Below are 20,990 nucleotides of genomic sequence, written 5' to 3'. Positions count from 1 at the left end.
CGGGTTCAGTCCCCCGCCTTCATCATGTAGCCGGCACCGCGAACGGTGCGCAGGAGCGGCGCGTCGAAATCCTTCTCGATCTTCGACCGCAGCCTCGAGATATGAACGTCGATGACGTTGGTCTGCGGGTCGAAGTGATAGTCCCAGACATGCTCGAGCAGCATGGTGCGGGTGACCACCTGCCCGGCATTCTTCATCAGATATTCGAGAAGACGATATTCGCGCGGCTGCAGCGGGATGATCTTGCCGGCGCGCTTGACCTCATGGCTCAGCCGGTCGAGTTCGAGATCGCCGACCCTGTACTGGGTATCGGCCTCGCGCACGCTCTTGCGGCGACCGAGGATTTCCACACGCGCCAGCAGCTCCGAAAAGGCGTAGGGCTTGGAGAGATAATCGTCGCCTCCGGCGCGCAGCCCGGTTACCCGGTCATCGACCTGCCCGAGCGCGGAGAGAATGAGCGCGGGGGTATCGTCGCCGGAGGCGCGAAGCCCGGAGATGATCGACAGGCCATCCCGCCTGGGAAGCATGCGATCGACGACGAGAACGTCGTAGTCATTCTCCGAGGCAAGAAAGAAACCGCTGTCGCCGTCGCTGGCGTGGTCAACGGTCATGCCGGCCTCGCGAAAGGCCTTGAGGAGATAGGACGCTGTCTCGAGGTCATCCTCGATGATGAGAATCTTCATGGCGTCCGTCTTAGCGGTATTGCCGCTTTCCCCACAAGCCTCGGCCATGCAAGCCGGCTGTTGCGAGCCGTCGGTCTGGAAAGATACATGGTCGGTCATCACGAGGTCTCCCGGGTCATGGGTTCATGGCCCTTTGGCGACAGCGGGCCGATGGGGCAGCCCGCTGTCTTTGCTTGCATCGCACCGGCCGGGGGGCGACTGGTCGATCGGCCGGTTCCTGCAGGCAGTTCGGCCGGGGCTACTCAGCCCTGGTCGATGGGCAATGCGACGAAGCGCGAGCGGTTCTCGTTCTCGACCTGGAAGAGCGCTGCCTTGCGCCCGTCCTTGGCCGCCTTGTCGATGACCTGGGTCATCTGCTTGGCGTCGGTCACCTGCTGGTTGTTGACCGAGAGAATGACGTCGCCGGCACGAAGACCGCGCTCGGAGGCCGCGCTGTCGGGATCGACATCGGTGATGACCAGGCCCTTGCCGTCATCCGCCGGGACCACGGTGAGACCGAAATCATCGAGCGTCGTCATCTCCGACGGTGCCTGGTCTTCCGGCTGCTCCTGGTCCGTCTGCGCGGAAGCCATGTTCATCGGAAGGGTGCCGAGGGTGACGGTCTTCTCCTGGCTTTTTCCGTCACGCCAGATGGTCAGGTCGACCTCCTGACCGGGCTCGATATTGCCGATCTTGCGGGCCAGCTCACGCGGCCCCTTGACGGTTTCGCCGTTGACCGCAGTCACGACGTCGCCGGATTCGATGCCGGCCTTGGCAGCCGGGGTATCTTCCTGCGGCTCGGCGACGAGCGCGCCTTCCGCTTCGGCGAGGCCGAGCGATTCGGCAATGTCCTTGGTCACAGGCTGGATCTGCACGCCGAGCCAGCCACGCTGGACGGAACCGTCGCGGATAAGATCCTGGACGACGTCCTTGGCGGTCGAGGCGGGAATTGCGAAGGCGATGCCGACATTGCCGCCCGAGGGCGAGAAGATGGCGGTGTTGATGCCGATCACTTCGCCGCTGAGGTTGAAGGTCGGACCACCGGAGTTACCCTTGTTGACAGCCGCGTCGACCTGAATGAAGTCGTCGTAGGGGCCGGCACCGATGTCGCGGCCACGGGCCGAGACGATGCCCGCGGTCACCGAACCGCCAAGGCCGAACGGGTTACCGACGGCAACCACCCAGTCACCGACACGTACCTTGCTGTCGTCCGCGAAATCGACATAGGTGAACTTGCGCGCTTCCTCGACCTTGAGAACGGCGAGATCGGTGCGCGGATCCTTGCCGATCAGCTTGGCATCGAGCTCGGTGCCGTCGTCCATGATCACGGTGAAGGCGGTGCCGTCATCGACGACGTGATTGTTGGTGACCAGATAGCCGTCTTCGGAGATGAAGAAGCCCGAGCCCTGGCTGACGGGACGCGCACGGCCGTGATGCTTGGGACCGGGACGCTCGGCGCGGGGCCCGCGATCATTGTCGCGGCCGCCGAACTGGCGGTCGAACTGATCGAAGAAGCGGCGCAGAGGACTGTCTTCGGGAAGCTGGTCGAGGCCGCGTCCGTTGAAGTCGAAGCTGAAACCGTCATTGGAAACGGGCTCGACATCGGAAGCCACGCGCACCGACACCACGGCCGGGGAAACGGCTTCAACCACATCGGCGAAGCTCGGGGCCTGCGGCGCCTGAACCTTCACGGCGTCCGCAAGTGCCGGATTGGTGTGCATCGGCACGCCGACGGCGAGCATCGCGGCGGCGATGCCGGCGATTGCGGTGGTTGCGAGCAGGCGGTTGGTTTTCCTGGGGGACTTGCTGGACATCTGGGTCTCTTCCTCTTCTCGAAAGAAATTTCGAATTTCGGGCGCCGGGAACTCCCTGATCGGGGACAGGGAGAGACTGGAGGTCCGGCGTTGGAAGAGAGATGTAGAGGAGTGTGGTTTACGGCAACCTTTCCGGAACATTAAAGCTTCGTAAGGTTGGCGGAGCAAAGTACCGCGCGCGGCTATTCCCCGCGCTTCATCAGGCGGTCGATTTCCGCCTGTTCTTCGGCGCTGAGCGCCGGCGTTGCACGCCTTGCAGCGCGGTTGCGCGCACCCATGAGGATGGCCGCGATGCCGATCAGCAGAATGAGAACGGGCGTGCCCCAGAGAAGAATTGTGCGCACCGAGAAACGCGGCTTGAGAAGCACGAACTCGCCATAGCGCGAGACCACGTAATCGAGGACCTGCTCGTCGGTGTCGCCTTCCTTCAGGCGCTCGCGGACGAGAACCCTCAGATCATGAGCGAGATCGGCGTTGGAATCGTCGATCGACTGGTTCTGGCAGACAAGGCAGCGCAGTTCGAGCGAGATCTCGCGGGCGCGGGATTCGAGCGCAGGGTCAGCCAGAACCTCGTCCGGGTTGACGGCAAAACCGGGACGGACGAGGGAAAGCCCCGCCAGGAGCGAAAGCGCGAGAACGAGACAGAAACGCTTCACGCCACCGCCTCCGCGGTCCTGGCCGGACGGGCAGCCTTGCGCGGCGCGCCGATGCGCAGGCGACGGTCGGAGAGCGACAGCGCACCGCCGATCATCATCAGGACCGTGCCGTACCAGATGAAGGTCACCCAGGACTTCCACCAGACGCGGACGACGAGCTTGCCGTTCGATTCCATGTCGCCTAAGGCAACGTAGAGCTGGCTTGCGCCGAAGGTCCGGATCCCCGCTTCGGTGGTTGGCATCTGACGCGCCGGATAGAAGCGTTTCGCGCTTGTCACCCGCGCCACTTCCGCCCCGCCCCGGGAAATGACGAACAGACCGGATTTGGCGGTATAGTTCGGTCCCTGCACATCCCTGAGACCTTCGAACCGGACCGTGTAGCCGCCCGCTTCGACGGTGTCGCCGGCGTTCATCGCGCTGACATGCTCGGTCGAATAGACGCTGGCCGCCACGACACCGATCATGGTGATGCCGAGACCGGCATGGGCGAATGCCGTCCCGAATGCCGATCGCGGCAGGCCCTTGAAGCGGGCCCAGGCCGTTGCGGCGGGAAGCCTGCCGGCGCCGGACCGGTTCACCAGATCCGTCAGCGCGCCAAGGATGACGAAGGCACCGATCGCCATGCCGGCAGCCGCGAGCACCGGTTCGTCAGTGGTGAACGCCATGACGACGAGACCGACGAGGATGGAAATGCCGATTGCCGCGTAGAGCCGTTGTGTCGCGCCCATCAGGTCGCCGCGCTTCCAGGCCAGAAGCGGGCCGAAGGGCACAGCGATCATCAGCGGGATCATCAGCGGGCCGAAGGTCAGGTTGAAGAAAGGGGCTCCGACGGAAATCTTGGTGCCGGTGGTGGCTTCGAGAAGCAGCGGATAGAGCGTGCCGACCAGCACGGTTGCGGTCGCCGTCGTCAGGAACAGGTTGTTGAGCACCAGCGCCCCTTCCCGGCTGATCGGCGCAAAGAGGCCGCCGGTTCTGAGCGCCGTCGCCCGCAGGCCGAACAGCGCGAAGGCGCCGCCAATGAAGACAGCCAGAATGCCGAGGATGAACACGCCGCGCGCAGGGTCTGTCGCGAAAGCATGGACGGAGGTCAGCACGCCCGAGCGCACCAGAAATGTGCCGAGCAGGGAGAACGAGAAGGTGAGGATTGACAGAAGAACGGTCCAGACCTTCAAGGCTTCCCGCTTTTCCATCACCAGCGCCGAATGCAGAAGCGCGGTGCCGGCAAGCCAGGGCATGAAGGAGGCGTTCTCGACCGGATCCCAGAACCACCAGCCGCCCCAGCCGAGCTCGTAATAGGCCCAGTAGGAGCCCATGGAGATGCCTGCGGTCAGGAAGGTCCAGGCGACCAGGGTCCAGGGCCGGACCCAGCGCGCCCAGGCAGCGTCGAGCCGGCCTTCGATGAGCGCCGCGATGGCGAAAGAGAAGGAGATCGAGAACCCCACATAGCCGAGATAGAGGAGCGGCGGATGGATGGCGAGACCCAGATCCTGCAGGATCGGATTGAGATCGTTGCCTTCGGCCGGCGGGTTTGCCAGCCGCATGAAGGGATTGGACGTCAACAGAATGAACAGCAGGAAAGCGACGGTGATCCAGGCCTGCGCCGACAGGACATTGGCGCGCAGCTTGTCGGGAAGGTTTCTGCCAAAATTCGCCACCAGCGCGGAGAACAGCACAAGGATCAGAACCCAGAGCAGCATCGAGCCCTCATGGTTCCCCCAGACGCCGGTGATCTTGTAGAGCATCGGCTTCATGGAGTGGGAATTCTCCACCACGTTCAAAACCGAGAAGTCCGAGATCACATAGGCATAGGTGAGCGTGAGGAAGGAAAACGCGACCAGCACGAAGGAGAGGTTCGCAGCCATCGGGCCGACCGCCATCATGCCTGCATCATTGCGCTGTGCGCCGATGAGGGGCACCAGCGACTGAACCAGCGCGGTGGCGAGCGCAAGTATCAGAGCGTAATGGCCGAGTTCGGTAATCATGGCCTCATCCCTTCGTTCCAGTCCCCGGCCCCGGGCCGCAGGCAGTCTCTCGCAGTCAGTTGTTTGCGGACGCCGGTTTGGGTCCGCCTTCGCCTTCCTGCCACACGCCCTGCGCCTTGAGGGCATCCGCCACTTCCTTGGGCATGTAATTCTCGTCGTGCTTGGCAAGGATCGTGTCGGCAGTGAAAACGCGCGACGCCGGATCGTAGATGCCTTCGGCCACGACACCCTGTCCCTCGCGGAAGAGATCCGGCAGGATGCCGTTATAGGTCACCTCGACGGAATCGTTGGTGTCGGTGACCTTGAAGGTAACTTTGGCGCCCTCGCCGCGGATGACCGTCCCCTCTTCCACCAGACCGCCGAGACGGATCCGTGTGTCGGGGGAAACCGGTCTGGAGTGGATATCCGTGGGCGAGGAGAAGAACACGATCTGGTCGTTCAGTGCCGACATCACGAGCGCCGCGGCAGCTGCGAGAAAGATCGCGCCACCGGCAATGATCGACAGTCGTTTCTGCTTCCTGTTCATCGTTTCAGTTCCGTTCTCCGATGGCCAGATCATTGGCCAGTGCGTCGATTGCGCCGATTTGCTCGGTCTGGCCGCTGAAGGCCGATTTTGCGCGCGCGACGGCATTTCGGGCCTCGTCGCCCTCGCCGAGCACGACATAGGAACGGATCAGACGCAGCCAGCCTTCGATATTGTCGGGTTCGGCAGTCAGCTTCTCGTCGAGCGAGGCAACCATGGAGCGGATCATCGCCTGACGATCGTCGGCCGACATTTTTTCGGCATCGGCAATGGCTTCGGCTGATGGATTGCCGAGTGCGGGGGAATCCGTTTCGGTCTCGCGGGCTTCGCCATTCGGCACGATGAAGGGCTCGCTCGCCGCGCTGCCGTTGCCAGCAGCGGGCGCGGCAACCGGATTGTTGGTCGTCGCCATCGGCACGCCACCCAGTTCGGCCTTCGCATTGAGACCAAGTTCGTTGCCGAGCGCGACGAGCGCCGGCCCCTGGGGAGCTTCAGGGAAGACGACGAGCGCGCGATTGAGCGAACGCTGCGCGCTTGCCTGGTCTCCGACGACAATCTGGGAGCGGATGAGCATCTTCCAGCCGTCGAAATTGTTCGGGTCCCGCGCCAGCCGCGATTCCAGTGTCGACACCATCGAGCGCACCATCTCGTCGCGCTCCTCCGGCGACTTGCCGGCGGCCGCGGCCGCAATTTCCGCAGGCGTAGGACTGTTTGAACCCTCGTTGCTCTCGGCTTGATCGAGCGAGGCGAGCTGCTGCTCGATTGCCGGGATCCAGGGCGCATCCGGCGTGGAACGGTCGATCAGCGCCTGGAACTGGCGGCGTGCCTCGTCGGTCTTGCCTTCCTGGGCCTTGGCCATGGCGAGGAAGAAGGCCGGGCGCGGATCTTCGGGATCCAGTTCACGGGCACTCTGGAAGATGAGGCGGGCTTCCTCGGTGACGATACCGTCGGACTCGCTGACGAGCGTTTCCCCGAGCCCCACCTGACGACTGGCGGAGGGGCCGAGCAGAGCAATCGCCTTGCGGAACGCATTCTCGGCGTCATCGATGCGCCCGATGCGCAGATAGATCGGCGCGAGCACGTCCCAGCCGCGTCCATCGTCCGGGTTGGCGGTCAGATGGCTTTCTGCATCGGCAATGAGAACGGAGATATCGGACTTTTGCGCGTCCTGTGACAGGCGCGCGGAGAGCGGCTGCTGCTCTGCGCCTGGCGCGCCGAGTTCAAGATAGGCGGGAACGGCTGCGAGGGGGACCAGGATCAGAATGGCGGCGGCGACATAGCGTCGACCGGTGCGGCGCGGCTTCCGCGCAGCTTCGCCGGCCTCGACCTTGCGGGCAGCACCCAGAAGACGGCGGCCGATCTCCGCGCGGGCGATCTCGGCCTCCTGCGCATCGATAAGTCCCTCGGCATGGTCGCGCTCGATCTCGGCGATCTGGTCGCGATAGACCTCGACGTCATGGGCTTCGGACGCGCTCGCCGCACCGGCATCGCTGCGCCGCAGAAGAGGCAGCAGCAACGCCATGCAGGCGGCGAAGGTCATAAAGGCGGCTATGATCCAGAAAAACATCGGCTTTCATTATCCGAGAGACCGATTATTGCCAACAGCATTCGGCCCGTCACACAGCCATTAGGGCAATTGGTCGCGATCAACTTTGTGCTAGTTCAAACCGGCAGCGCTTTTTTGACCTGCTCGTTCACAGAAAGCCCGACAACTGCCGGTCAGCACTGCTCAGGTCAAGGGCGTCCAGCTGCCGTCGGGATTGCGGCAAGCCGCCCCCTGCCCCGTGACCGTCTGGCCGCCGATCGTGGCCGAGTGGGTGTACTGGCGGCAATTCTGCTGGCCGACCTGATAGGGTGTCGCCGCGATCACCTGGCCATTGGCACGCCCGTCAAAACTCTTCCAGGCGACCGGCAGTCCGCCCGGCGCGGATTCGAGCGCCTTGTACTCGGCTTCAAGAACCCGCAACCGATCGGATTTCGACAGGTCCGTCATCGATCCTGCCGGCAGAACGCCGCCATTAAGGGCCGAGAGAAGCTGGTTCGAGCCGAGCTCCGATGATTTCCCCGCGCTTGCGAAGGACAATGGTGAAACGCCGGAATTCGAGGTCGCGCAACCGGCGACTGCGAGAGCCAAGGTCAACGATGCCGCCGTGAAAACCGATTTAAGGTTATCAGTCGTTGTGCCGCACGCGATCATCCTGGTCCGTCTCCTCAAAAAATCGTTCGCCGAAAAACAACACGGGGAGAGAGGCCGATCGGACCACTCCACTCGTTCCCCGCCTTGGTGCGGCATTGCTGTGGCGGCAATATGGCGCAGTTCGCCGACAAATCGAGGGTCAAGCGACGCATTGTCGTCAGGCCTCGGCCTGCAAGCCCGGCAGAACCATCCGGGCGGCAAGTCCTCCGGCTTGGGATGTCTCCAGCGAGAAGCTGCCGCCATACTCGGAACAGATCTCGGCCACGATGGACAGGCCGAGCCCGGTGCCGGGCCGTGATTCATCGAGCCTGCGCCCGCGCTTGAGCGCTTCCTTGCGCTCCTCTTCCGTCAATCCCGGCCCGTCATCCTCGACGGAGACCGCAAGCCAGCCTGTCGCTATCGCAGCACCATCCGGGGGATGTGCCGGCGCGACCCGGACCACGACGCTTTTCCTGGCGAAGCGCGCCGCGTTCTCCATCAGATTGCCGAGTGCCTCCTCGAAATCCTGCTGTTCGACGGCAAGCCTGGGCTGGGCGGTTTCGATGGCTTGGGAAAATTCGACCTCGCGGTTCAATTTGCCCATTACCCGTATCATCCGTTCGATGGCACTGCGCGCATCCGCGCGAGCCAGAACGCTGCCGCGCTGGGCAGCGATGCGGGCGCGGTCCAGATAGGTCTGCACCTGCGCCTGCATGGAGTCCACCTGGGCGCGAACCAGGCGGCCCTTCTCGGGCTCGAATTCGCGGCTCTCGTTGAGCAGCACGGCGATCGGCGTCTTGAGGGAATGGGCGAGATTGCCGACCTGCTTCCGGGCACGCTCGACCACGCGGGTGTTCATTTCTATGAGCTGGTTGATCTCGCTGGCCAGCGGCGCGATCTCGCTGGGAAAATCGCCGGTCAGCCTGTCTGCCTGCCCGGCACGAATGCGCTCGAGCGCCCGGCGGGCGTGGTCGAGCGGCTTGAGCCCGACGAGAATGGCGATTCCGTTGATGATCAGGCTGCCTATGCCGAAAAGTCCAAGTGCAAGGAACAGGCGATAATTGAAGCGGGAGATGTCGTTTTCGATCACGGCAAGATTTCCGGCAACGCGGATGCGCGCGGCGCCGGGCCCGAGATCGACCTCGGTTTCGGCGACCACGAGCTCGTTGCCCGCCTGATCGGTTGCCGGGTAGGTCCGGACATAGCTTTCGGAGAAGGGATATTCCTCGACGGAAGGAATTGCGGGACCTTCCCCTCCGAGCGATGCCGATACAAGGCGGCTGCCGCCGGCAGGCGGGATCGGATCGACGATCCAGTACCAGCCGCTGTCCGGCCGCGAATAGGCGAGAGAGCCGAGTTGCGGACTGCCGCTGAGCTCGCCGGTCTCATCCATCGAGACAGCATTGATGATGCCGTTGAGATTGGCACGCAGCAGGAAACGGAAGCCACGCTCGGAGGCATTGCGATAGAGGCCGGAGATGACGAGGGCGATGGCGACGATGCCGATCGCCGCCCATATGGAGCCGAAGAAGAGAACGCGGACGGTAAGGGAATTGAACCGCAGCATCATCCCGCTTCTTGGTCACCGGGCGCACGCATGCGATAGCCGAGGCCGCGTACGGTTTCGATCAGGTCGACACCCATCTTGCGGCGCAAACGACCGACGAAGACTTCGATAGTGTTGGAATCGCGGTCGAAATCCTGATCGTACATATGCTCGACCAGTTCGGTACGCGACACCACCTCGCCAATATGGTGGATGAGGTAGGAGAGAAGCCGAAATTCGTGGGAGGTCAGTTTGAGCGCCACACCGCCGACTGTCGCCTTGGAGGACTTGGTGTCCACCTTGAGTGGACCGCAGGTGAGTTCGGACGAGGCGTGGCCGGCCGAGCGCCGGATGAGCGCACGGATACGCGCCATGACCTCCTCGAGATGAAAGGGTTTGGCCACATAGTCATCGGCACCGGCATCGATACCGGCGACCTTGTCCGACCAGCGATCGCGCGCGGTCAGGATCAGAACGGGCATGGCACGACTTTCTGCGCGCCACTTCTCGAGCACCGTGATCCCGTCCATCTCCGGCAGGCCGATATCGAGAATGACGGCATCATAGGGCTCGGTATCGCCGAGGAAATGCCCCTCCTCGCCGTCGAAGGCACGATCGACCACATAGCCCTGCTCGGTCAGCGCCTCGCAAAGCTGCCTGTTGAGATCGTGATCGTCTTCCACCACCAGAATGCGCACTAAATCCACTCCTCCGCGCTCTTATGATTCATCGTCCGGCTATATATAAGCAAGAGACGTTAGCGCAATCAGGAGCGAACAGTAAGCGTGAGCTTCTTGGGTCGCTCATCGCCGTGGCCCGGAACGAGGACGGTAACGACGCAGACGTTCCGTCCGCCCCTGTTCTGCGGCGTTGCCGACAGAAGCTCTCCGCCAGTCTCCGAGACCACACGGGCAACGGCCCGCGAGCAGTCTGTGGCCGAGCTGGGCGCAGTCAGCGACAGCAGAGCCGCGAGCGCAAGAGTGGTTTTCGTCAAAAGATCAAGTTGCATATCAAGCCCCGTTATCCGCCTGGTTAGCAGGATTTGGCGTTTTGTTGCATCCCTTCTAGGTGAAGCTGGCTGAACGGGGAATGAATGACAAGAGGTATTGCGGGGGCCACTCGTCCCCTGACAGGCAAATGGCCCGCCCTGAGATGCAAATGGCCCGCGCGGCGTCGAAGTTCTCTCTCAGCCGATCCGCTCCTTGGCCACGAGGCGGCCGACGAGCGAAACAAGCGCGCCGACGGACCCGGCCGCGGTCGTCGTCAGCGTGATAAGCGCCTGCTGATCGGCAGGGGTGACGGGCGTGCCGACGATTGCAGCCACCATCGAACCGATCGTGATGATCGAACCCCAGACGGATTTCGACTGGTACCAGGCTTTGGTCTCGTTCATTGCATTCTCCTCTTCTCGCGTTGCTGTGTCGGTATGTTCAGATGACGGGGACATGGGCATTGCGCGGCACGCCCCAGGGAACCGTCCGGCCGCCCTGCTCGATGCGGATGTCGAAGGCGGTCCGTGCGCTGCCGAAATCGGCGATTTCGGCACTTTCCGCGTATGTCCAGGCCGTTTGCGTGGTTTGGGCCACACGGATCTCGGCTTCACCGTCGAGAATCGTGATGCGGTAGCGCTCGCCGGCTTCGACGAAAGGCACCTCCACGGCCGCCCAGTCGTCGGCTTCGGGCGCACGACTGCGCCGGATCCAGCTGAAGCGGACGCCTTCCTCGGTGCGGACGGCTTTGGGATGAACGGGAGATAAGGGCTTGCGCGCCCTCAACCCGCCGGAAAAGGCGCTCGGCGAGGTCCGGCCTCCGTCGCCACCTCCCGCGAGCTCGGCCACATAGTTGCGTGATCGCCCCGCCTCACCCGGTGTCAGGCCCAGCATATTGACAGCGCGGTCGAGCATGAAGACGCGCGCGCCCTCCTCCGCGATCTCCCGCATCATGTCGTCGGTGCCGGCCTGACCGCGCAGGAGCGATCCCAATCGCCACAAACGGGCCTCGATTTCCTCGGCGGTCTCGAACTGCAGGATCTCCCAACCGGAGGCGTGTTCGAGCGCCAGGATATTGCCGCCATCGAGCACGGCCTCTCGGGTCAGGTTCTCAAACCCGCCGAACGGCAGCTGGACGAGAATGTCGTCCGAAGCGTCGAAGCGCCCCTCCACGGCCCCCGGGGCAAGGGCGTCGGCAAGGCGTCCAACGCGAGCCGGCAGGTCGAGACGCGTACGCTGCCGGTACCCCATCGAGCCGGAGGAAGCGGAAATGACGAGTGGTCGCCACGGCTTCATGTGGGCAGCCGCGACCGCCCAGGCGCTTTCGTCGATGCCGGACATCATCGGCAGATCCGCGAGGACCAGATCAGGCGCAAATCCGGCGCTTGCATCGCCGGTCGCAAGCATCCGCAGCGGCGCCGCCGGTTCGAGAGGCAGCGGAAAGGAATGGGCGCGCGCCTGGATGCGGCGAAAGGCGCCATCCTCGATCCGCTCGACGCGAAAGATCCCGTCCGGCGCACCCTCGAATGTACAGCGGAACAGGTCACCCGGCTCGATGGCGACCTTTGCCGGTGACACCGCAAGCCGCAGCGAACGGCGACCGCTCCAGCGATCCTTGAGCCAGAGATCGGCAGTGCCACTCGCGCTTGCCACATCGAGCGCGAGATCGAGAGACAGCGTGGTCTGGTTGATCGATCCGTCGATCAGACGCCGCGAGCGTGCGCTGGCCGTCTTGTAATCTTCAAGCGGATCGAAAAACCGTAACAGGCATTCACCGGGAAGCTCGGTTTCCTGCTCGCGGGCTTCCTCGAAGCGCGGTTCGTCTTCGGGATCGGCCACGACATCGATCCGATGCGGAATGCCCGAAACGGAGAGACGCGAGAAGAACTCCAGGCCGCCGGCTCCTTCCCGCATGTCGATCGCGAATGCTTCCATCAGCGGTTCGAGGATCTGCCGGACCGACCCGGTGCCGTTGACCGCGTGCCCGCCGACGGCGCCGGTGATGCCGGAGACGTCGAACCGGGTGAAGCCGGCCCGCATCAGCACGTCGGCGAAGATGTCCGACAGCACGGCGCCACCCATCCGGCCGTTGAGCCAATGGCCCGTGCGCCAGTTGCCGTGATCCGACCACAGGTCCGCAAGTGCCGGAAATGCGGGATAGGGCCGCGCGTCCCATGTCCAGGCGAAGACCTTTGCCGGATCGACCATGCCATCCGCATTGGCCGGGCCGGTCCAGTGGTCGATATGGGCCGAGAGAAAGGCGCGCTGCACGGTATCGTCGCGGGCTCCGGTGGAAAAATGCGGCAGCCCACCCTCCGCCGAGCGCAGGTCGGGAAAACGGTTGGGTTCGTTTGCGCCCTTGTCCACCGCCGGACAGCCGATCTCAGTCAGCCAGACGGGCTTGGACGCCGGCACCCAGGCGGTAGGTTCGACGGCCTCCACCCCACCTTGGCGGTCGTAATGGGGGTTTTCCCACCAACCCCGGATATCCTTGACGCGGTAGACCCAGTTCTTTCCCGCCAGTCCATCGGCGATCGGGGTGCGGATACGCGCCTTCCGGTCGCCTTGCGAGGCATAATACCAGTCAAACCCCTCACCCGCCGTGATCGCACGGGCGAACCCGTCGCGGTCGGCACCGTGGCGGTCCCCGTCCGGGTTGCCGGTCTCCCGGTCGCCGTCGCGCCAGTCGGAGAGCGGCATGTAATTGTCGATGGCCACTGCTCCGACCGCCGGATCGGCCCATAATTTGTCGAGATGGAAGAGCACGTCGCCGGACCCGTCGTCGGGGCGATGCCCCCAATATTCGCTCCAGTCGGCGGCATAGGTTACCACCGTGTCCGGACCGAGCATGGCTTTGACGTCCTCAGCCAGTTCGCACAGCGCATCGACGAACGGAAAGGCGCCTGTCTCGTCCCTCAGCGGCGTCAGGCCCCGCATTTCCGAGCCGATCAGAATGCCATCGACACCGCCCGCGGCCTTGGCGAGGGCGGCATGGTGCAGGATCATGCGGCGATACCCGTTATCGCCGCCGCTCCAGGTCACGGTACGCCCGGAAACATGAACCTGTCCTGCCGTCATGGAACCGCAGAAGGAAGCCACGTCGGAACGTATCTGCGCGCTTCCATCGGGCGAGCCCGCCTCGCCTGGCGCCGGGTGACAGGTGATCCGGCCACGCCATGGGAGAGCAGCCTGTTCCGGACCGCCATAGGGATCGGGCTGCCCGTTGCCGGCCGGGATGTCCATCATGACGAAGGGATAGAGCAGCACCTCTAGCCCGCGCGCCTTGAGATCGCGTATCGCCTCGATGACCGAGGCGTCGGACGGTGTTCCTCCATAGGCCGGATGGCCATCGGTGCTGCTGACGAGGCGGGCCGAAAAGCGGTTGAAATTGCCGACGCGCCAGGCCGGTCTTTCGAAGGACCGCAACCTCACCTCGACACCGGGTAGAAATTCGCATTCGCTCATCCGCAGGTCGCTGCCCATCCAGGCGGTGACCAGCGCGACGGTCTTCAGCTTGGGACAGAGGGCCGTCAGTTCGTCGATCGAAACGGTCCAGTCACTCCCCCCGCGGAGGGTGTTGCGATTGATCAGCTTTTCTTCGCCGAACCACGGCGTTTGGCTCACCTTGGTCAGGGCATAGCCGTGCTCGGTACTTGCCGGAATACAGGTGACGGCCTCGATGCGGGCTTCCAGATCGCCGATCGGTCGCACCACTTCGAAGTTGAAGACCGGAATGCGGTTGGCGAAATCGCCCAGCGGCAAACGCTCGAAAACGACATAGCTCAATCCGCGCCAGGCCGGCGTCTGGCCCACGCCCTGTTTCGCCTCGATCAACGGATCGGGCAGCTGGTCGTCCGTACCGCGATGAAGCCGCATCTCGATGGTCGAAAGATCGAGCTCGCGCCCGTCGGCCCACACCCGGCGGACGAGTGCGACCGGGCCTTCGCAAAGACCAAAGGCGAAATTGCCGAAATAGACATGCTGCTCGATTTCCACTTGACCGCCGCCACCCTTGCCGCCGGTGCGTTCGGTGCGTATCCGCTCCTCGAAACGGGTGGCCCAGATCAGCGTGCCGCTGATACGCGCGGCCCCCTGGACACGGGCAATCGGACTGCCCTCGTCGGCGGCGGGTATGCGCACGGAAGACAGCCCCTGGCCGCGGATCGTCCGGCTGCTGCCGAACAGGGCGGAATCGATCATGCTGCCGGCGATCGCGCCCGCGGCGGTCCCGACAATCGCGCCGACCGTGCCGAAGACGCCGCCAAGCGCCGCGCCTGCTGCCTGCAGGATGATGACAGCCATGGCGGTTCACTCCCCGGGGAAACGGAAGACACCGACGACCCGGCGCGCCCAGCCCGGTGTCAGCGGCGATTCGATCACGCCTGCCTGCTCGTAGGCGTGGATGAAACGGCGGGGCGCAGAGAGGATGCCGGCATGTTTCGCGGCGGAATGATCGCGCCAGCGAAAAACCAGGATGTCGCCGGGGCGCGCCTGCGTGAAATCGAGCGGTTCGCCGCAATGGGCGCGCGCGGCGTCGAGCAGTCGCTCCTCGCCCGAATATTCGGCCCAGTCGGCGGCATAGGGGGCGGGATGTTCCGGCACCCTGCCGGTGACGTCCTCGAAGACCCCGCGCACCAGCCCCAGACAATCCGCCCCCACGCGGATACGGCTCGCCTGATGACGATAGGGCGTGCCGATCCATCTGCGCGCTGCCGCGACGATCAGATCGCCGCGCGCGTCCTCGGTAATCTTGCTCATGAAACGTCCTCAGGTAATCAGTGGACGGGCGTCATGCTCGGTCTCGCCATCGGCATAGCCGTAGGCGAAATCGCTGCCCGGCATGAAGGGAAAGCCCTGAAAGTTCAGAATATTGGCGAAACGGTCTCGACAGGTCTCGCGCCGCTTGTCGCAGCCCGCCACGATGGTGAACCCGTCGCCGGGTTCGGGCCGCGCGGAGGGCGGCGACCAGAGCGTGATCCGCGCCCCGCCATCCACATCGTCATGTTCTGCGACGAGGAAGGAAATGCCTTCGAGAGGGCCGGAGGAAAACCGGATCTTTCCCTGCCTGAACCAGCCGTCCTCGTATCCCTCCAGTCCCGAGACACCGAACACGTCGTCGGCGAAGACGTCGCTGACGGCGCCCGAGGCGGTATAGGCAAGGCTGTCGAGATCGACGCGGCATCGCCCGTCGCCGAGTTCGGCATCGCAGCTTCGGGAATAGACCCGCCCACCGGGCCGGTCGAGCCGGGCGGCGAGACTTCTCAGTTCGGCGTGAAAGGCGTCCGGCCCGCTTCGCACCTCGCCGAGTTCGCGTGTCGAACGCAGCACATGTTCGTCCGGAGACTGCCAGTTGACCAGGAACGTCTCCACCAGCGCCCCGTCGTAGCGACCTGCGGTCAGGTCGGCGCGGGTGATGACATCCGCGCAGAAGGCACCGATCACTTCGGCTGCATCGGCGCCCAGACCGAGGCCGCTTTCCACCTCGCTGCCATCGGCGAAACCTGTCATGGCCGCGAAGATCGTTCCGTCGAACAGGAGATCGCGATCATGATCGGTGAAGCCCATCACCATCCCGTCCGGGCGGGTCAGCCGCCAGGCGTGGCAGGTCGTGGTCGCATCCCCTTCAAGGTGAGCGGCGAGCATGTCCGGGATCTGTCTCATGGCCGGATCTCCACCAGCGGCACCGTGGGGGCCGAGCCGGCGCGAAAGGCCGCCAGATTGACCTCGATCCTGTCGGCGTCGAACCGCACCGGGATATCGAACGCGTAGCCGGCGGAAACGATCGCACCTGCGGCCGGAATTGCTCCCGCTTCGAAGATGATCTCGCCGGACGTCTCGTCGGCGATGACATCTGCCGCATCGATTGCCACACCGTCGACGGCCACCAGAACGCTTCCCGCGACAGGCTTGCCGATGATCCGCTTCGTTTCACCATAGTGCTTGATGAGCTGAAAGACTGACGTCTCACCGTCGCCGATGCCGATCTCCTGATCGGTCGCGGCAATCGGAGCGCCCGGCGCCGCGCTCGCGTGGTCAACCGGATCGCGGAAGCGGAAGCCGTAGAGTTGCCCGCGCCTGGCCTCGAAGAAGGCCGTGAGCGCATAAAGGTCCTCGATCGACCGGATGCCCGTCCCCACATCGTAGCGGCGGCGGGAATCGGCCCAGCGGGCATTGCGCGTCTCGCCTCCATTCGACAGCGCCACGATATCGGTGCGCCGCGCCGGGCCGCCGCTCGCTCCCAGCGCCAGCCGCAATGGCAGTGAAACCTCGTGAAAACCTTGGGTCATTCTCCCCCTCCTCACAGCCCGCGGCGACCGCGCCCCACCGCACGCACCAGCATGGCGGTGACCTGTGCCTCGGATTTCTTGAAGCTCGCGGCATCGGGCGTCGTGACGTTGAAAGTCACCTGCACGGATGCTGCCGTGCCGCCGCCTGCCACGCCCAGCCGTCCGTCGGGGCCACGCGCAAGCGGCAGGATCGCTTCCGTTCCCGCCTCTCCCATCAGACCGACATCGCCTCCCGGCATCGGGAAAAGCGTCGGCCCGCCTACCAGACCGCCATCCGCGAAGGGGATCGTCCGCCCCGGCACCCCACCGTGCTCGAAGGGCAGAAGATTGCCGATCCCCGCTGTCAGGCTGGAGGTGAGATTTCCGGCGAGTCCCGAAAGCAGGTTCTCGAGCGGAGCCAGCCCGGCGTCGAGTGCGATCGCCGACATGCGTGCAGCCAGACCGCGCAGCACATCATCGAGGCTGCGCCCGTCGATGACCGCCTGCTGCAGGGCACGGGTGATCGCCGAACCGAACGAATTGGCCCGCCGTTCGAGTTCGGCAAGTCCGCGAGCCGTCTCCTCGATATCGTAGTCGGGCAGGTTCAGGTCATCCTCGGCCATGTCTCTCTCCATCGGGGTAGCGCTGCGCCAGCGCTTCCAGTTCGGCGCGTCCCGGCATCGCCAATCGCAAGGGTGCCGGCGGGGTGGCCATCACCCTCACTTCGGCCAGGCTGAGTGCCCAGAATGTCTCGGGGGAAAGCCGCATCCGCGTGAGCCCGAACGCCATCAGCGCCGACCAGGGGATCGGCGCGTTCGAGTGAGGCTTCGTCATCACGGATGCGGCTTCGGAGGGTTTGGAGCGTCTCCCGTCCCGAAGGCCGAGACGAGCAGTTCGGCGGCGATGCGCGCCATTTCCGGCACCCCGCCGACGAAGCTCATGGCCGCGACGTCCTCGTCGCTCGCCACATTGCCGCCGCCCCGCAGTCCGGCCGCAAGAATGCGGATCAGATCGGTCGAGGAAAAGCTGCCGGCGGCCAATCTGGCGCAAAGTCCCGCCAGTCCGTCTGCCTCATAGGCCCCTTCGAGTTCGGCGAGCGCGCCGAGGGTGAGGCAAAGGATCCGGCTTTCGCCGTCGATTCTCGCCGACACCTCGCCGCGCAACCGGTTGGGTGGTCGTCCGAAACTCGCCATCAGGCCGCTCCGAACACAAGTTCACCGGCGGATTCAAGCGCCATCTCGAATGTCACCTCGCCATCATGTCGACCGGCATATTCGAGAGCCACGATCTGAAACGGTCCGGTGACGGTTCCAAAGTCGGGGATCATCACCTGCCAGGAACGTATCTCGCCGGAAAAGAAGACCTGGCGGACGAGCGCGTCACTGGTCGCGTCCTTGAACAACCCGCCGCCGGATAGCGAAGCGCGCTGAACGCCCGCTCCGGCCAGCAATTCACGCCAGCGCCCGGCGGACTCGGCGTCGGTCACATCGACAGCCGCGGCATTGAAGGCGAGCCGCCGCGCTCTCAGTCCGGCCACCGTCACATATGCGCTGCCATCATCGATCTTGAGCAGCAGGTCCTTGCCCTTTTGTGCGGACATATCGCGTCTCCCTTCGAGGGTTGAACTCAGAATGCGGCGGGTTCGAGAACCGCGCGGAACGCGATCCGCGCCCGGATGTGCCGCGATTTCGGCTCGCGCCCGCTCCGGGTTCGCGTGTGCCGCAGATTGACCAGGTGAAAGCCCGGCAAACCAAGCGTCGCATCGTGAAGTGCGGCGCGAACCGCTTCGGCAAGGCTTGCCGCCTGCTTGCGGCCCCGCGCATCGGACCAGATCTCGATCTCGAAACGGTGCTCCGCGCCCTCTTCCGATCCAGTCGACCAGTCGTCGATCCGCCAGTCGCCGAAAACGAGGTAGGGCGGCTGCATCCGTTCCGGACGGCCGTCGAAAACCTTGCCCGGGCCTGCCAGCGCGGTGACATCGGCGTCAGCGGTCAGCCGCTCGAAGACTGCCCGCTGCAGCGCGTTCGCACTCATGGAGCCATCTCCCGGCACATGCAGTCGAGATAGGCACCGCTCTCGTCGGGGTCGCTGACGGCTTCAATGGCCAGTACCCGCCCCCGCCAGGAAAAGCGCATGCCGCGCAACACGTCGTCGCGCGCCCGGATGGTCACCCGATGCGTAAGCGTGGCGTTAGCCACGGCCGCTTCCTCGCCCGGACGGACCGAAACCGGATGGACGGCGCCCCAAAGGCCTGCCACGCTCACCCAGTCACGTGTTGCGCCCCCCTGCCCGTCCGCCGCTTCGGATGGCACCTCCAGTGTCAGCCGCGCGTCGAGCCAGCCCGGATCATTGAAGCTCCGGCGCATCAGATCGCCCTCCGCACCCACGGACCGATCAGCGAGCGGTAGCCGTGCGGAATGGCGGCGGGCTGCATGTCGGGACTTACCGCGCCGCGGAATTCATACATCAGCGCCACATGCAGAAGCATGGCGCGCTTGAGTTCTGGCGGTATGTCGGCGGCGGTGCCGAAGCCTGCGGTGAAATCGATCTCGATCCCGTTGATCCCCCGCGCGGCCGGCGGTCGGCCAGCAGTGAGAAGCCGCGCGGGGCGTGCCCGCCCGTCGAGCGTCATGGCGGTGAGATCGAGTTCGAGCGACTCGCCGCCGGAATCGAAAACAGTCACCGAATCAATGGTCTCGACCGGAGATTTGGGGATTTGAATCACCGGCGTGTCAGGCCAGTCGTCGAGGAACAGCCGGAAGCTCTGGGTCATCAGCGCCAGTCCCGTTTCCGCCTCGCAATGGGCGCGCGCAGCCGCAATCAGGCTGCCGACGAGATCGTCATCGGCGCTCGTGTCGAGACGCAAGTGGCCCTTCGTTTCGGCGAGCGTCAGCGGCTCGCCGAGCGCAGGCCCGGTAAGGATCAGGGTCATTGAATATCTCCGATGAAAGGGAGAATGCCGCCCCGGCTTGCGGGAGGTCGGACAATTCGGAACGGCATCCCGATCTCCCCGCGCCGTACGGCGCAAGGAGATGTCGCTGTCGTGCCGGCCTACGCCTCGGCGAATTTCAGCATCTTGATGGCTTCGAAATTCTGTACCCCGCCGCCCACGCGCTTGGTGGTGTAGAAGAGCACGTAGGGTTTGACGGAGTACGGATCGCGCAGCACCCGCACGCCGACCCGGTCGACCACCAGATAGCCGCGGCGGAAGTCCCCGAAGGACAGCGCCAGCGCATCGGAAGCGATATCCGGCATCGCCTCGGCTTCGGTGACCGGGAAGCCCATCAGCGAAGCCTCGCCACCTGCGGCTGCCGGCGGCATCCACAGATAGGCCCCGTCGGCATCCTTGAACTTGCGGATCTCGGCCTGGGTGGAGCGGTTCATCATGAAGCGCCCGTTCTGGCGATAGCCGGATTTGAGCGCGTAGATGAGGTCGATCAGCTTGTCGGACGGATTGGCGCCGAAGCCGCCATCCACGCCTGTCGCCACATGGCCGAGCTTGCCCCATGTCCAGGAACCGTCGGCAATCGTGTCGTAGTCGATGAGCCCGCGCGGCTTCTTCACTCCGTCGCCGGCGATGAAGGCCTCGGCTTCCTGCTCGGCGAAAGCTGCTTCGACTTCCGAGGCGATCCAGGCTTCCACGTCGATTGCCGCGTCGTCGAGCAGCGAGGCGGTCGCCGCCGGCATGGCGTAGAGTTCCATGGTGGGAAACTGCAGTTCGGCAAGCTGGGCATTCGCCGTCTGCGGCCGGGCGTCCTCCTCGCCCACCCAGCCGGTCGCCATGCCGGAGATCGCAAACGGCTTCTTCAGCACCGCGCCCGATACCTGCCTTACGGTGGCGACAGACCGCACCGGCGACAGCATCGTCAGACGGCGACCGATCTCGGTATCGAGTTCATCGGGCACCAGATAGCCGCCATTCGGATCGCTGCCGACCGACATCGCCTTTTCCTCCACCTGGCGTAGCTCATGCTCGTCGCCACGGCGGATATAGGCGGAGAACGCCTCCTTGTGCTCGCTCGCGCCCGCATCCTGGCGGGCTCTGCCGAGCGGCGGACGGGCTCGCTTGAGAACCAGATCGTCAAGCATGCGCTTGTGCTCGTCGATGGCACGGTTGATCCGGTCCACCTTCTCGACCGAAATGACGTCCGGGGCAGACCGGCGCTCGATCTCGTCGAGACGCCGGTCGTTGGCCTCGCGAAAGTCCTGGAAGGTTTCCATGAACTCGTCGAAGGCCGCGGCGACATCGCTGTCGGCGACCTTTGTCTCGAGCCCGCCCGCCGGCTCCTTCCGCCCCTTGGTCTCGAGCTCGTTCTCGTCCGGGCGCGCGCCCGTCTCACGCATCATCTCCATGTCCTTGGTCCTTTCGGTTGAAA

Annotated in this window: 23 protein-coding genes; all 23 read right to left on the bottom strand. The window is 64.6% G+C overall.

Annotated features, from left to right (window positions below; all coding sequences use genetic code 11):
* Positions 1 to 5 precede the first annotated feature (5 nt).
* A complete protein-coding gene (locus E2A64_RS07165; RefSeq protein ID WP_133284297.1) occupies positions 6 to 731 on the bottom strand; it encodes a response regulator transcription factor in 726 nt (241 codons plus the stop codon).
* Positions 732 to 925: 194 nt separating this feature from the next.
* Entirely contained in the window at positions 926 to 2,476 is a 1,551-nt protein-coding gene (locus E2A64_RS07160) for a DegQ family serine endoprotease (protein ID WP_133283699.1), read from the bottom strand.
* Positions 2,477 to 2,658: 182 nt separating this feature from the next.
* Positions 2,659 to 3,132, bottom strand: a complete 474-nt coding sequence (locus E2A64_RS07155) for a cytochrome c-type biogenesis protein (protein WP_133283698.1) — start codon at positions 3,130 to 3,132, stop codon at positions 2,659 to 2,661.
* Positions 3,129 to 5,114 (bottom strand): heme lyase CcmF/NrfE family subunit, encoded by a 1,986-nt coding sequence (locus E2A64_RS07150; RefSeq protein ID WP_133283697.1) that lies wholly within the window; start codon positions 5,112 to 5,114, stop codon positions 3,129 to 3,131. The genes E2A64_RS07155 and E2A64_RS07150 overlap by 4 nt, the downstream gene beginning before the upstream one ends.
* A 55-nt stretch (positions 5,115 to 5,169) precedes the next feature.
* Entirely contained in the window at positions 5,170 to 5,640 is a 471-nt protein-coding gene (gene ccmE / locus E2A64_RS07145) for a cytochrome c maturation protein CcmE (RefSeq protein WP_133283696.1), read from the bottom strand.
* Positions 5,641 to 5,644: 4 nt separating this feature from the next.
* On the bottom strand, positions 5,645 to 7,204 hold the full coding sequence (gene ccmI, locus E2A64_RS07140; RefSeq protein ID WP_133283695.1) for a c-type cytochrome biogenesis protein CcmI: 1,560 nt from the start codon (positions 7,202 to 7,204) through the stop codon (positions 5,645 to 5,647).
* A 162-nt stretch (positions 7,205 to 7,366) separates the two neighbouring features.
* A complete protein-coding gene (locus tag E2A64_RS07135; protein ID WP_428977454.1) occupies positions 7,367 to 7,834 on the bottom strand; it encodes an RT0821/Lpp0805 family surface protein in 468 nt (155 codons plus the stop codon).
* Positions 7,835 to 7,991: 157 nt separating this feature from the next.
* Complete coding sequence (locus E2A64_RS07130) at positions 7,992 to 9,377, bottom strand: sensor histidine kinase (RefSeq protein ID WP_133284296.1); 1,386 nt, start codon at positions 9,375 to 9,377, stop codon at positions 7,992 to 7,994.
* Positions 9,378 to 9,379: 2 nt separating this feature from the next.
* Entirely contained in the window at positions 9,380 to 10,057 is a 678-nt protein-coding gene (locus E2A64_RS07125; protein ID WP_133283693.1) for a response regulator transcription factor, read from the bottom strand.
* A gap of 68 nt (positions 10,058 to 10,125) precedes the next feature.
* On the bottom strand, positions 10,126 to 10,368 hold the full coding sequence (locus E2A64_RS07120) for a hypothetical protein (RefSeq protein ID WP_133283692.1): 243 nt from the start codon (positions 10,366 to 10,368) through the stop codon (positions 10,126 to 10,128).
* Between the two features lie 177 nt (positions 10,369 to 10,545).
* Positions 10,546 to 10,752 (bottom strand): hypothetical protein, encoded by a 207-nt coding sequence (locus E2A64_RS07115; protein ID WP_133283691.1) that lies wholly within the window; start codon positions 10,750 to 10,752, stop codon positions 10,546 to 10,548.
* 37 nt (positions 10,753 to 10,789) lie between these two features.
* Positions 10,790 to 14,650: a baseplate multidomain protein megatron gene (locus tag E2A64_RS07110; protein ID WP_133283690.1), complete on the bottom strand. Its 3,861-nt coding sequence runs from the start codon at positions 14,648 to 14,650 to the stop codon at positions 10,790 to 10,792.
* A 6-nt stretch (positions 14,651 to 14,656) separates the two neighbouring features.
* Positions 14,657 to 15,106, bottom strand: a complete 450-nt coding sequence (locus tag E2A64_RS07105; RefSeq protein WP_133283689.1) for an NlpC/P60 family protein — start codon at positions 15,104 to 15,106, stop codon at positions 14,657 to 14,659.
* A gap of 9 nt (positions 15,107 to 15,115) precedes the next feature.
* Complete coding sequence (locus E2A64_RS07100; RefSeq protein WP_133283688.1) at positions 15,116 to 16,009, bottom strand: DUF2163 domain-containing protein; 894 nt, start codon at positions 16,007 to 16,009, stop codon at positions 15,116 to 15,118.
* On the bottom strand, positions 16,006 to 16,635 hold the full coding sequence (locus E2A64_RS07095) for a DUF2460 domain-containing protein (RefSeq protein WP_133283687.1): 630 nt from the start codon (positions 16,633 to 16,635) through the stop codon (positions 16,006 to 16,008). Before E2A64_RS07095 ends, E2A64_RS07100 begins: the two co-directional genes overlap by 4 nt.
* Before the next feature lie 11 nt (positions 16,636 to 16,646).
* Positions 16,647 to 17,237, bottom strand: coding sequence for a phage tail tape measure protein (locus E2A64_RS07090; protein WP_133283686.1), 591 nt, complete (start codon positions 17,235 to 17,237; stop codon positions 16,647 to 16,649).
* Complete coding sequence (locus E2A64_RS07085) at positions 17,224 to 17,448, bottom strand: phage tail assembly chaperone (protein ID WP_133283685.1); 225 nt, start codon at positions 17,446 to 17,448, stop codon at positions 17,224 to 17,226. Before E2A64_RS07085 ends, E2A64_RS07090 begins: the two co-directional genes overlap by 14 nt.
* Positions 17,448 to 17,807: a gene transfer agent family protein gene (locus tag E2A64_RS07080; protein WP_133283684.1), complete on the bottom strand. Its 360-nt coding sequence runs from the start codon at positions 17,805 to 17,807 to the stop codon at positions 17,448 to 17,450. Before E2A64_RS07080 ends, E2A64_RS07085 begins: the two co-directional genes overlap by 1 nt.
* Positions 17,807 to 18,214 carry a phage major tail protein, TP901-1 family gene (locus tag E2A64_RS07075; protein ID WP_133283683.1) on the bottom strand — a complete coding sequence of 136 codons (408 nt, stop codon included), beginning with the start codon at positions 18,212 to 18,214 and terminating at the stop codon, positions 17,807 to 17,809. Before E2A64_RS07075 ends, E2A64_RS07080 begins: the two co-directional genes overlap by 1 nt.
* Before the next feature lie 26 nt (positions 18,215 to 18,240).
* Entirely contained in the window at positions 18,241 to 18,648 is a 408-nt protein-coding gene (locus E2A64_RS07070; protein WP_133283682.1) for a DUF3168 domain-containing protein, read from the bottom strand.
* On the bottom strand, positions 18,645 to 18,980 hold the full coding sequence (locus tag E2A64_RS07065) for a phage head closure protein (protein WP_133283681.1): 336 nt from the start codon (positions 18,978 to 18,980) through the stop codon (positions 18,645 to 18,647). The genes E2A64_RS07070 and E2A64_RS07065 overlap by 4 nt, the downstream gene beginning before the upstream one ends.
* Positions 18,980 to 19,546, bottom strand: a complete 567-nt coding sequence (locus E2A64_RS07060) for a head-tail connector protein (RefSeq protein WP_133283680.1) — start codon at positions 19,544 to 19,546, stop codon at positions 18,980 to 18,982. The genes E2A64_RS07065 and E2A64_RS07060 overlap by 1 nt, the downstream gene beginning before the upstream one ends.
* Before the next feature lie 119 nt (positions 19,547 to 19,665).
* On the bottom strand, positions 19,666 to 20,961 hold the full coding sequence (locus tag E2A64_RS07055) for a phage major capsid protein (RefSeq protein ID WP_133283679.1): 1,296 nt from the start codon (positions 20,959 to 20,961) through the stop codon (positions 19,666 to 19,668).
* Positions 20,962 to 20,990: the final 29 nt, after the last annotated feature.

The organism is Pseudohoeflea suaedae (assembly GCF_004354915.1).
Classification (GTDB): domain Bacteria; phylum Pseudomonadota; class Alphaproteobacteria; order Rhizobiales; family Rhizobiaceae; genus Pseudohoeflea; species Pseudohoeflea suaedae.
The sequence above is the reverse complement of the archived record's forward strand: the minus strand, read 5'-3'. Positions and strand labels throughout refer to the sequence as shown.

Excerpts from the sequence above, each read along its gene's own strand:
- E2A64_RS07055 (WP_133283679.1), bottom strand. The coding sequence starts at position 20,961 with ATGATGCGTGAGACGGGCGCGCGCCCGGACGAGAACGAGCTCGAGACC.
- E2A64_RS07165 (WP_133284297.1), bottom strand. The coding sequence starts at position 731 with ATGGCCGAGGCTTGTGGGGAAAGCGGCAATACCGCTAAGACGGACGCC.
- ccmI (WP_133283695.1), bottom strand. The coding sequence starts at position 7,204 with ATGTTTTTCTGGATCATAGCCGCCTTTATGACCTTCGCCGCCTGCATG.
- E2A64_RS07060 (WP_133283680.1), bottom strand. The coding sequence starts at position 19,546 with ATGACCCTGATCCTTACCGGGCCTGCGCTCGGCGAGCCGCTGACGCTC.
- E2A64_RS07115 (WP_133283691.1), bottom strand. The coding sequence starts at position 10,752 with ATGAACGAGACCAAAGCCTGGTACCAGTCGAAATCCGTCTGGGGTTCG.
- E2A64_RS07135 (WP_428977454.1), bottom strand. The coding sequence starts at position 7,834 with ATGATCGCGTGCGGCACAACGACTGATAACCTTAAATCGGTTTTCACG.
- E2A64_RS07090 (WP_133283686.1), bottom strand. The coding sequence starts at position 17,237 with ATGGCCGAGGATGACCTGAACCTGCCCGACTACGATATCGAGGAGACG.
- E2A64_RS07150 (WP_133283697.1), bottom strand. The coding sequence starts at position 5,114 with ATGATTACCGAACTCGGCCATTACGCTCTGATACTTGCGCTCGCCACC.
- E2A64_RS07105 (WP_133283689.1), bottom strand. The coding sequence starts at position 15,106 with ATGAGCAAGATTACCGAGGACGCGCGCGGCGATCTGATCGTCGCGGCA.
- E2A64_RS07070 (WP_133283682.1), bottom strand. The coding sequence starts at position 18,648 with ATGAGTGCGAACGCGCTGCAGCGGGCAGTCTTCGAGCGGCTGACCGCT.
- E2A64_RS07100 (WP_133283688.1), bottom strand. The coding sequence starts at position 16,009 with ATGAGACAGATCCCGGACATGCTCGCCGCTCACCTTGAAGGGGATGCG.
- E2A64_RS07080 (WP_133283684.1), bottom strand. The coding sequence starts at position 17,807 with ATGGCGAGTTTCGGACGACCACCCAACCGGTTGCGCGGCGAGGTGTCG.
- E2A64_RS07075 (WP_133283683.1), bottom strand. The coding sequence starts at position 18,214 with ATGTCCGCACAAAAGGGCAAGGACCTGCTGCTCAAGATCGATGATGGC.
- E2A64_RS07110 (WP_133283690.1), bottom strand. The coding sequence starts at position 14,650 with ATGGCTGTCATCATCCTGCAGGCAGCAGGCGCGGCGCTTGGCGGCGTC.
- E2A64_RS07160 (WP_133283699.1), bottom strand. The coding sequence starts at position 2,476 with ATGTCCAGCAAGTCCCCCAGGAAAACCAACCGCCTGCTCGCAACCACC.
- E2A64_RS07065 (WP_133283681.1), bottom strand. The coding sequence starts at position 18,980 with ATGCGCCGGAGCTTCAATGATCCGGGCTGGCTCGACGCGCGGCTGACA.
- E2A64_RS07120 (WP_133283692.1), bottom strand. The coding sequence starts at position 10,368 with ATGCAACTTGATCTTTTGACGAAAACCACTCTTGCGCTCGCGGCTCTG.
- E2A64_RS07095 (WP_133283687.1), bottom strand. The coding sequence starts at position 16,635 with ATGACCCAAGGTTTTCACGAGGTTTCACTGCCATTGCGGCTGGCGCTG.
- E2A64_RS07085 (WP_133283685.1), bottom strand. The coding sequence starts at position 17,448 with ATGACGAAGCCTCACTCGAACGCGCCGATCCCCTGGTCGGCGCTGATG.
- ccmE (WP_133283696.1), bottom strand. The coding sequence starts at position 5,640 with ATGAACAGGAAGCAGAAACGACTGTCGATCATTGCCGGTGGCGCGATC.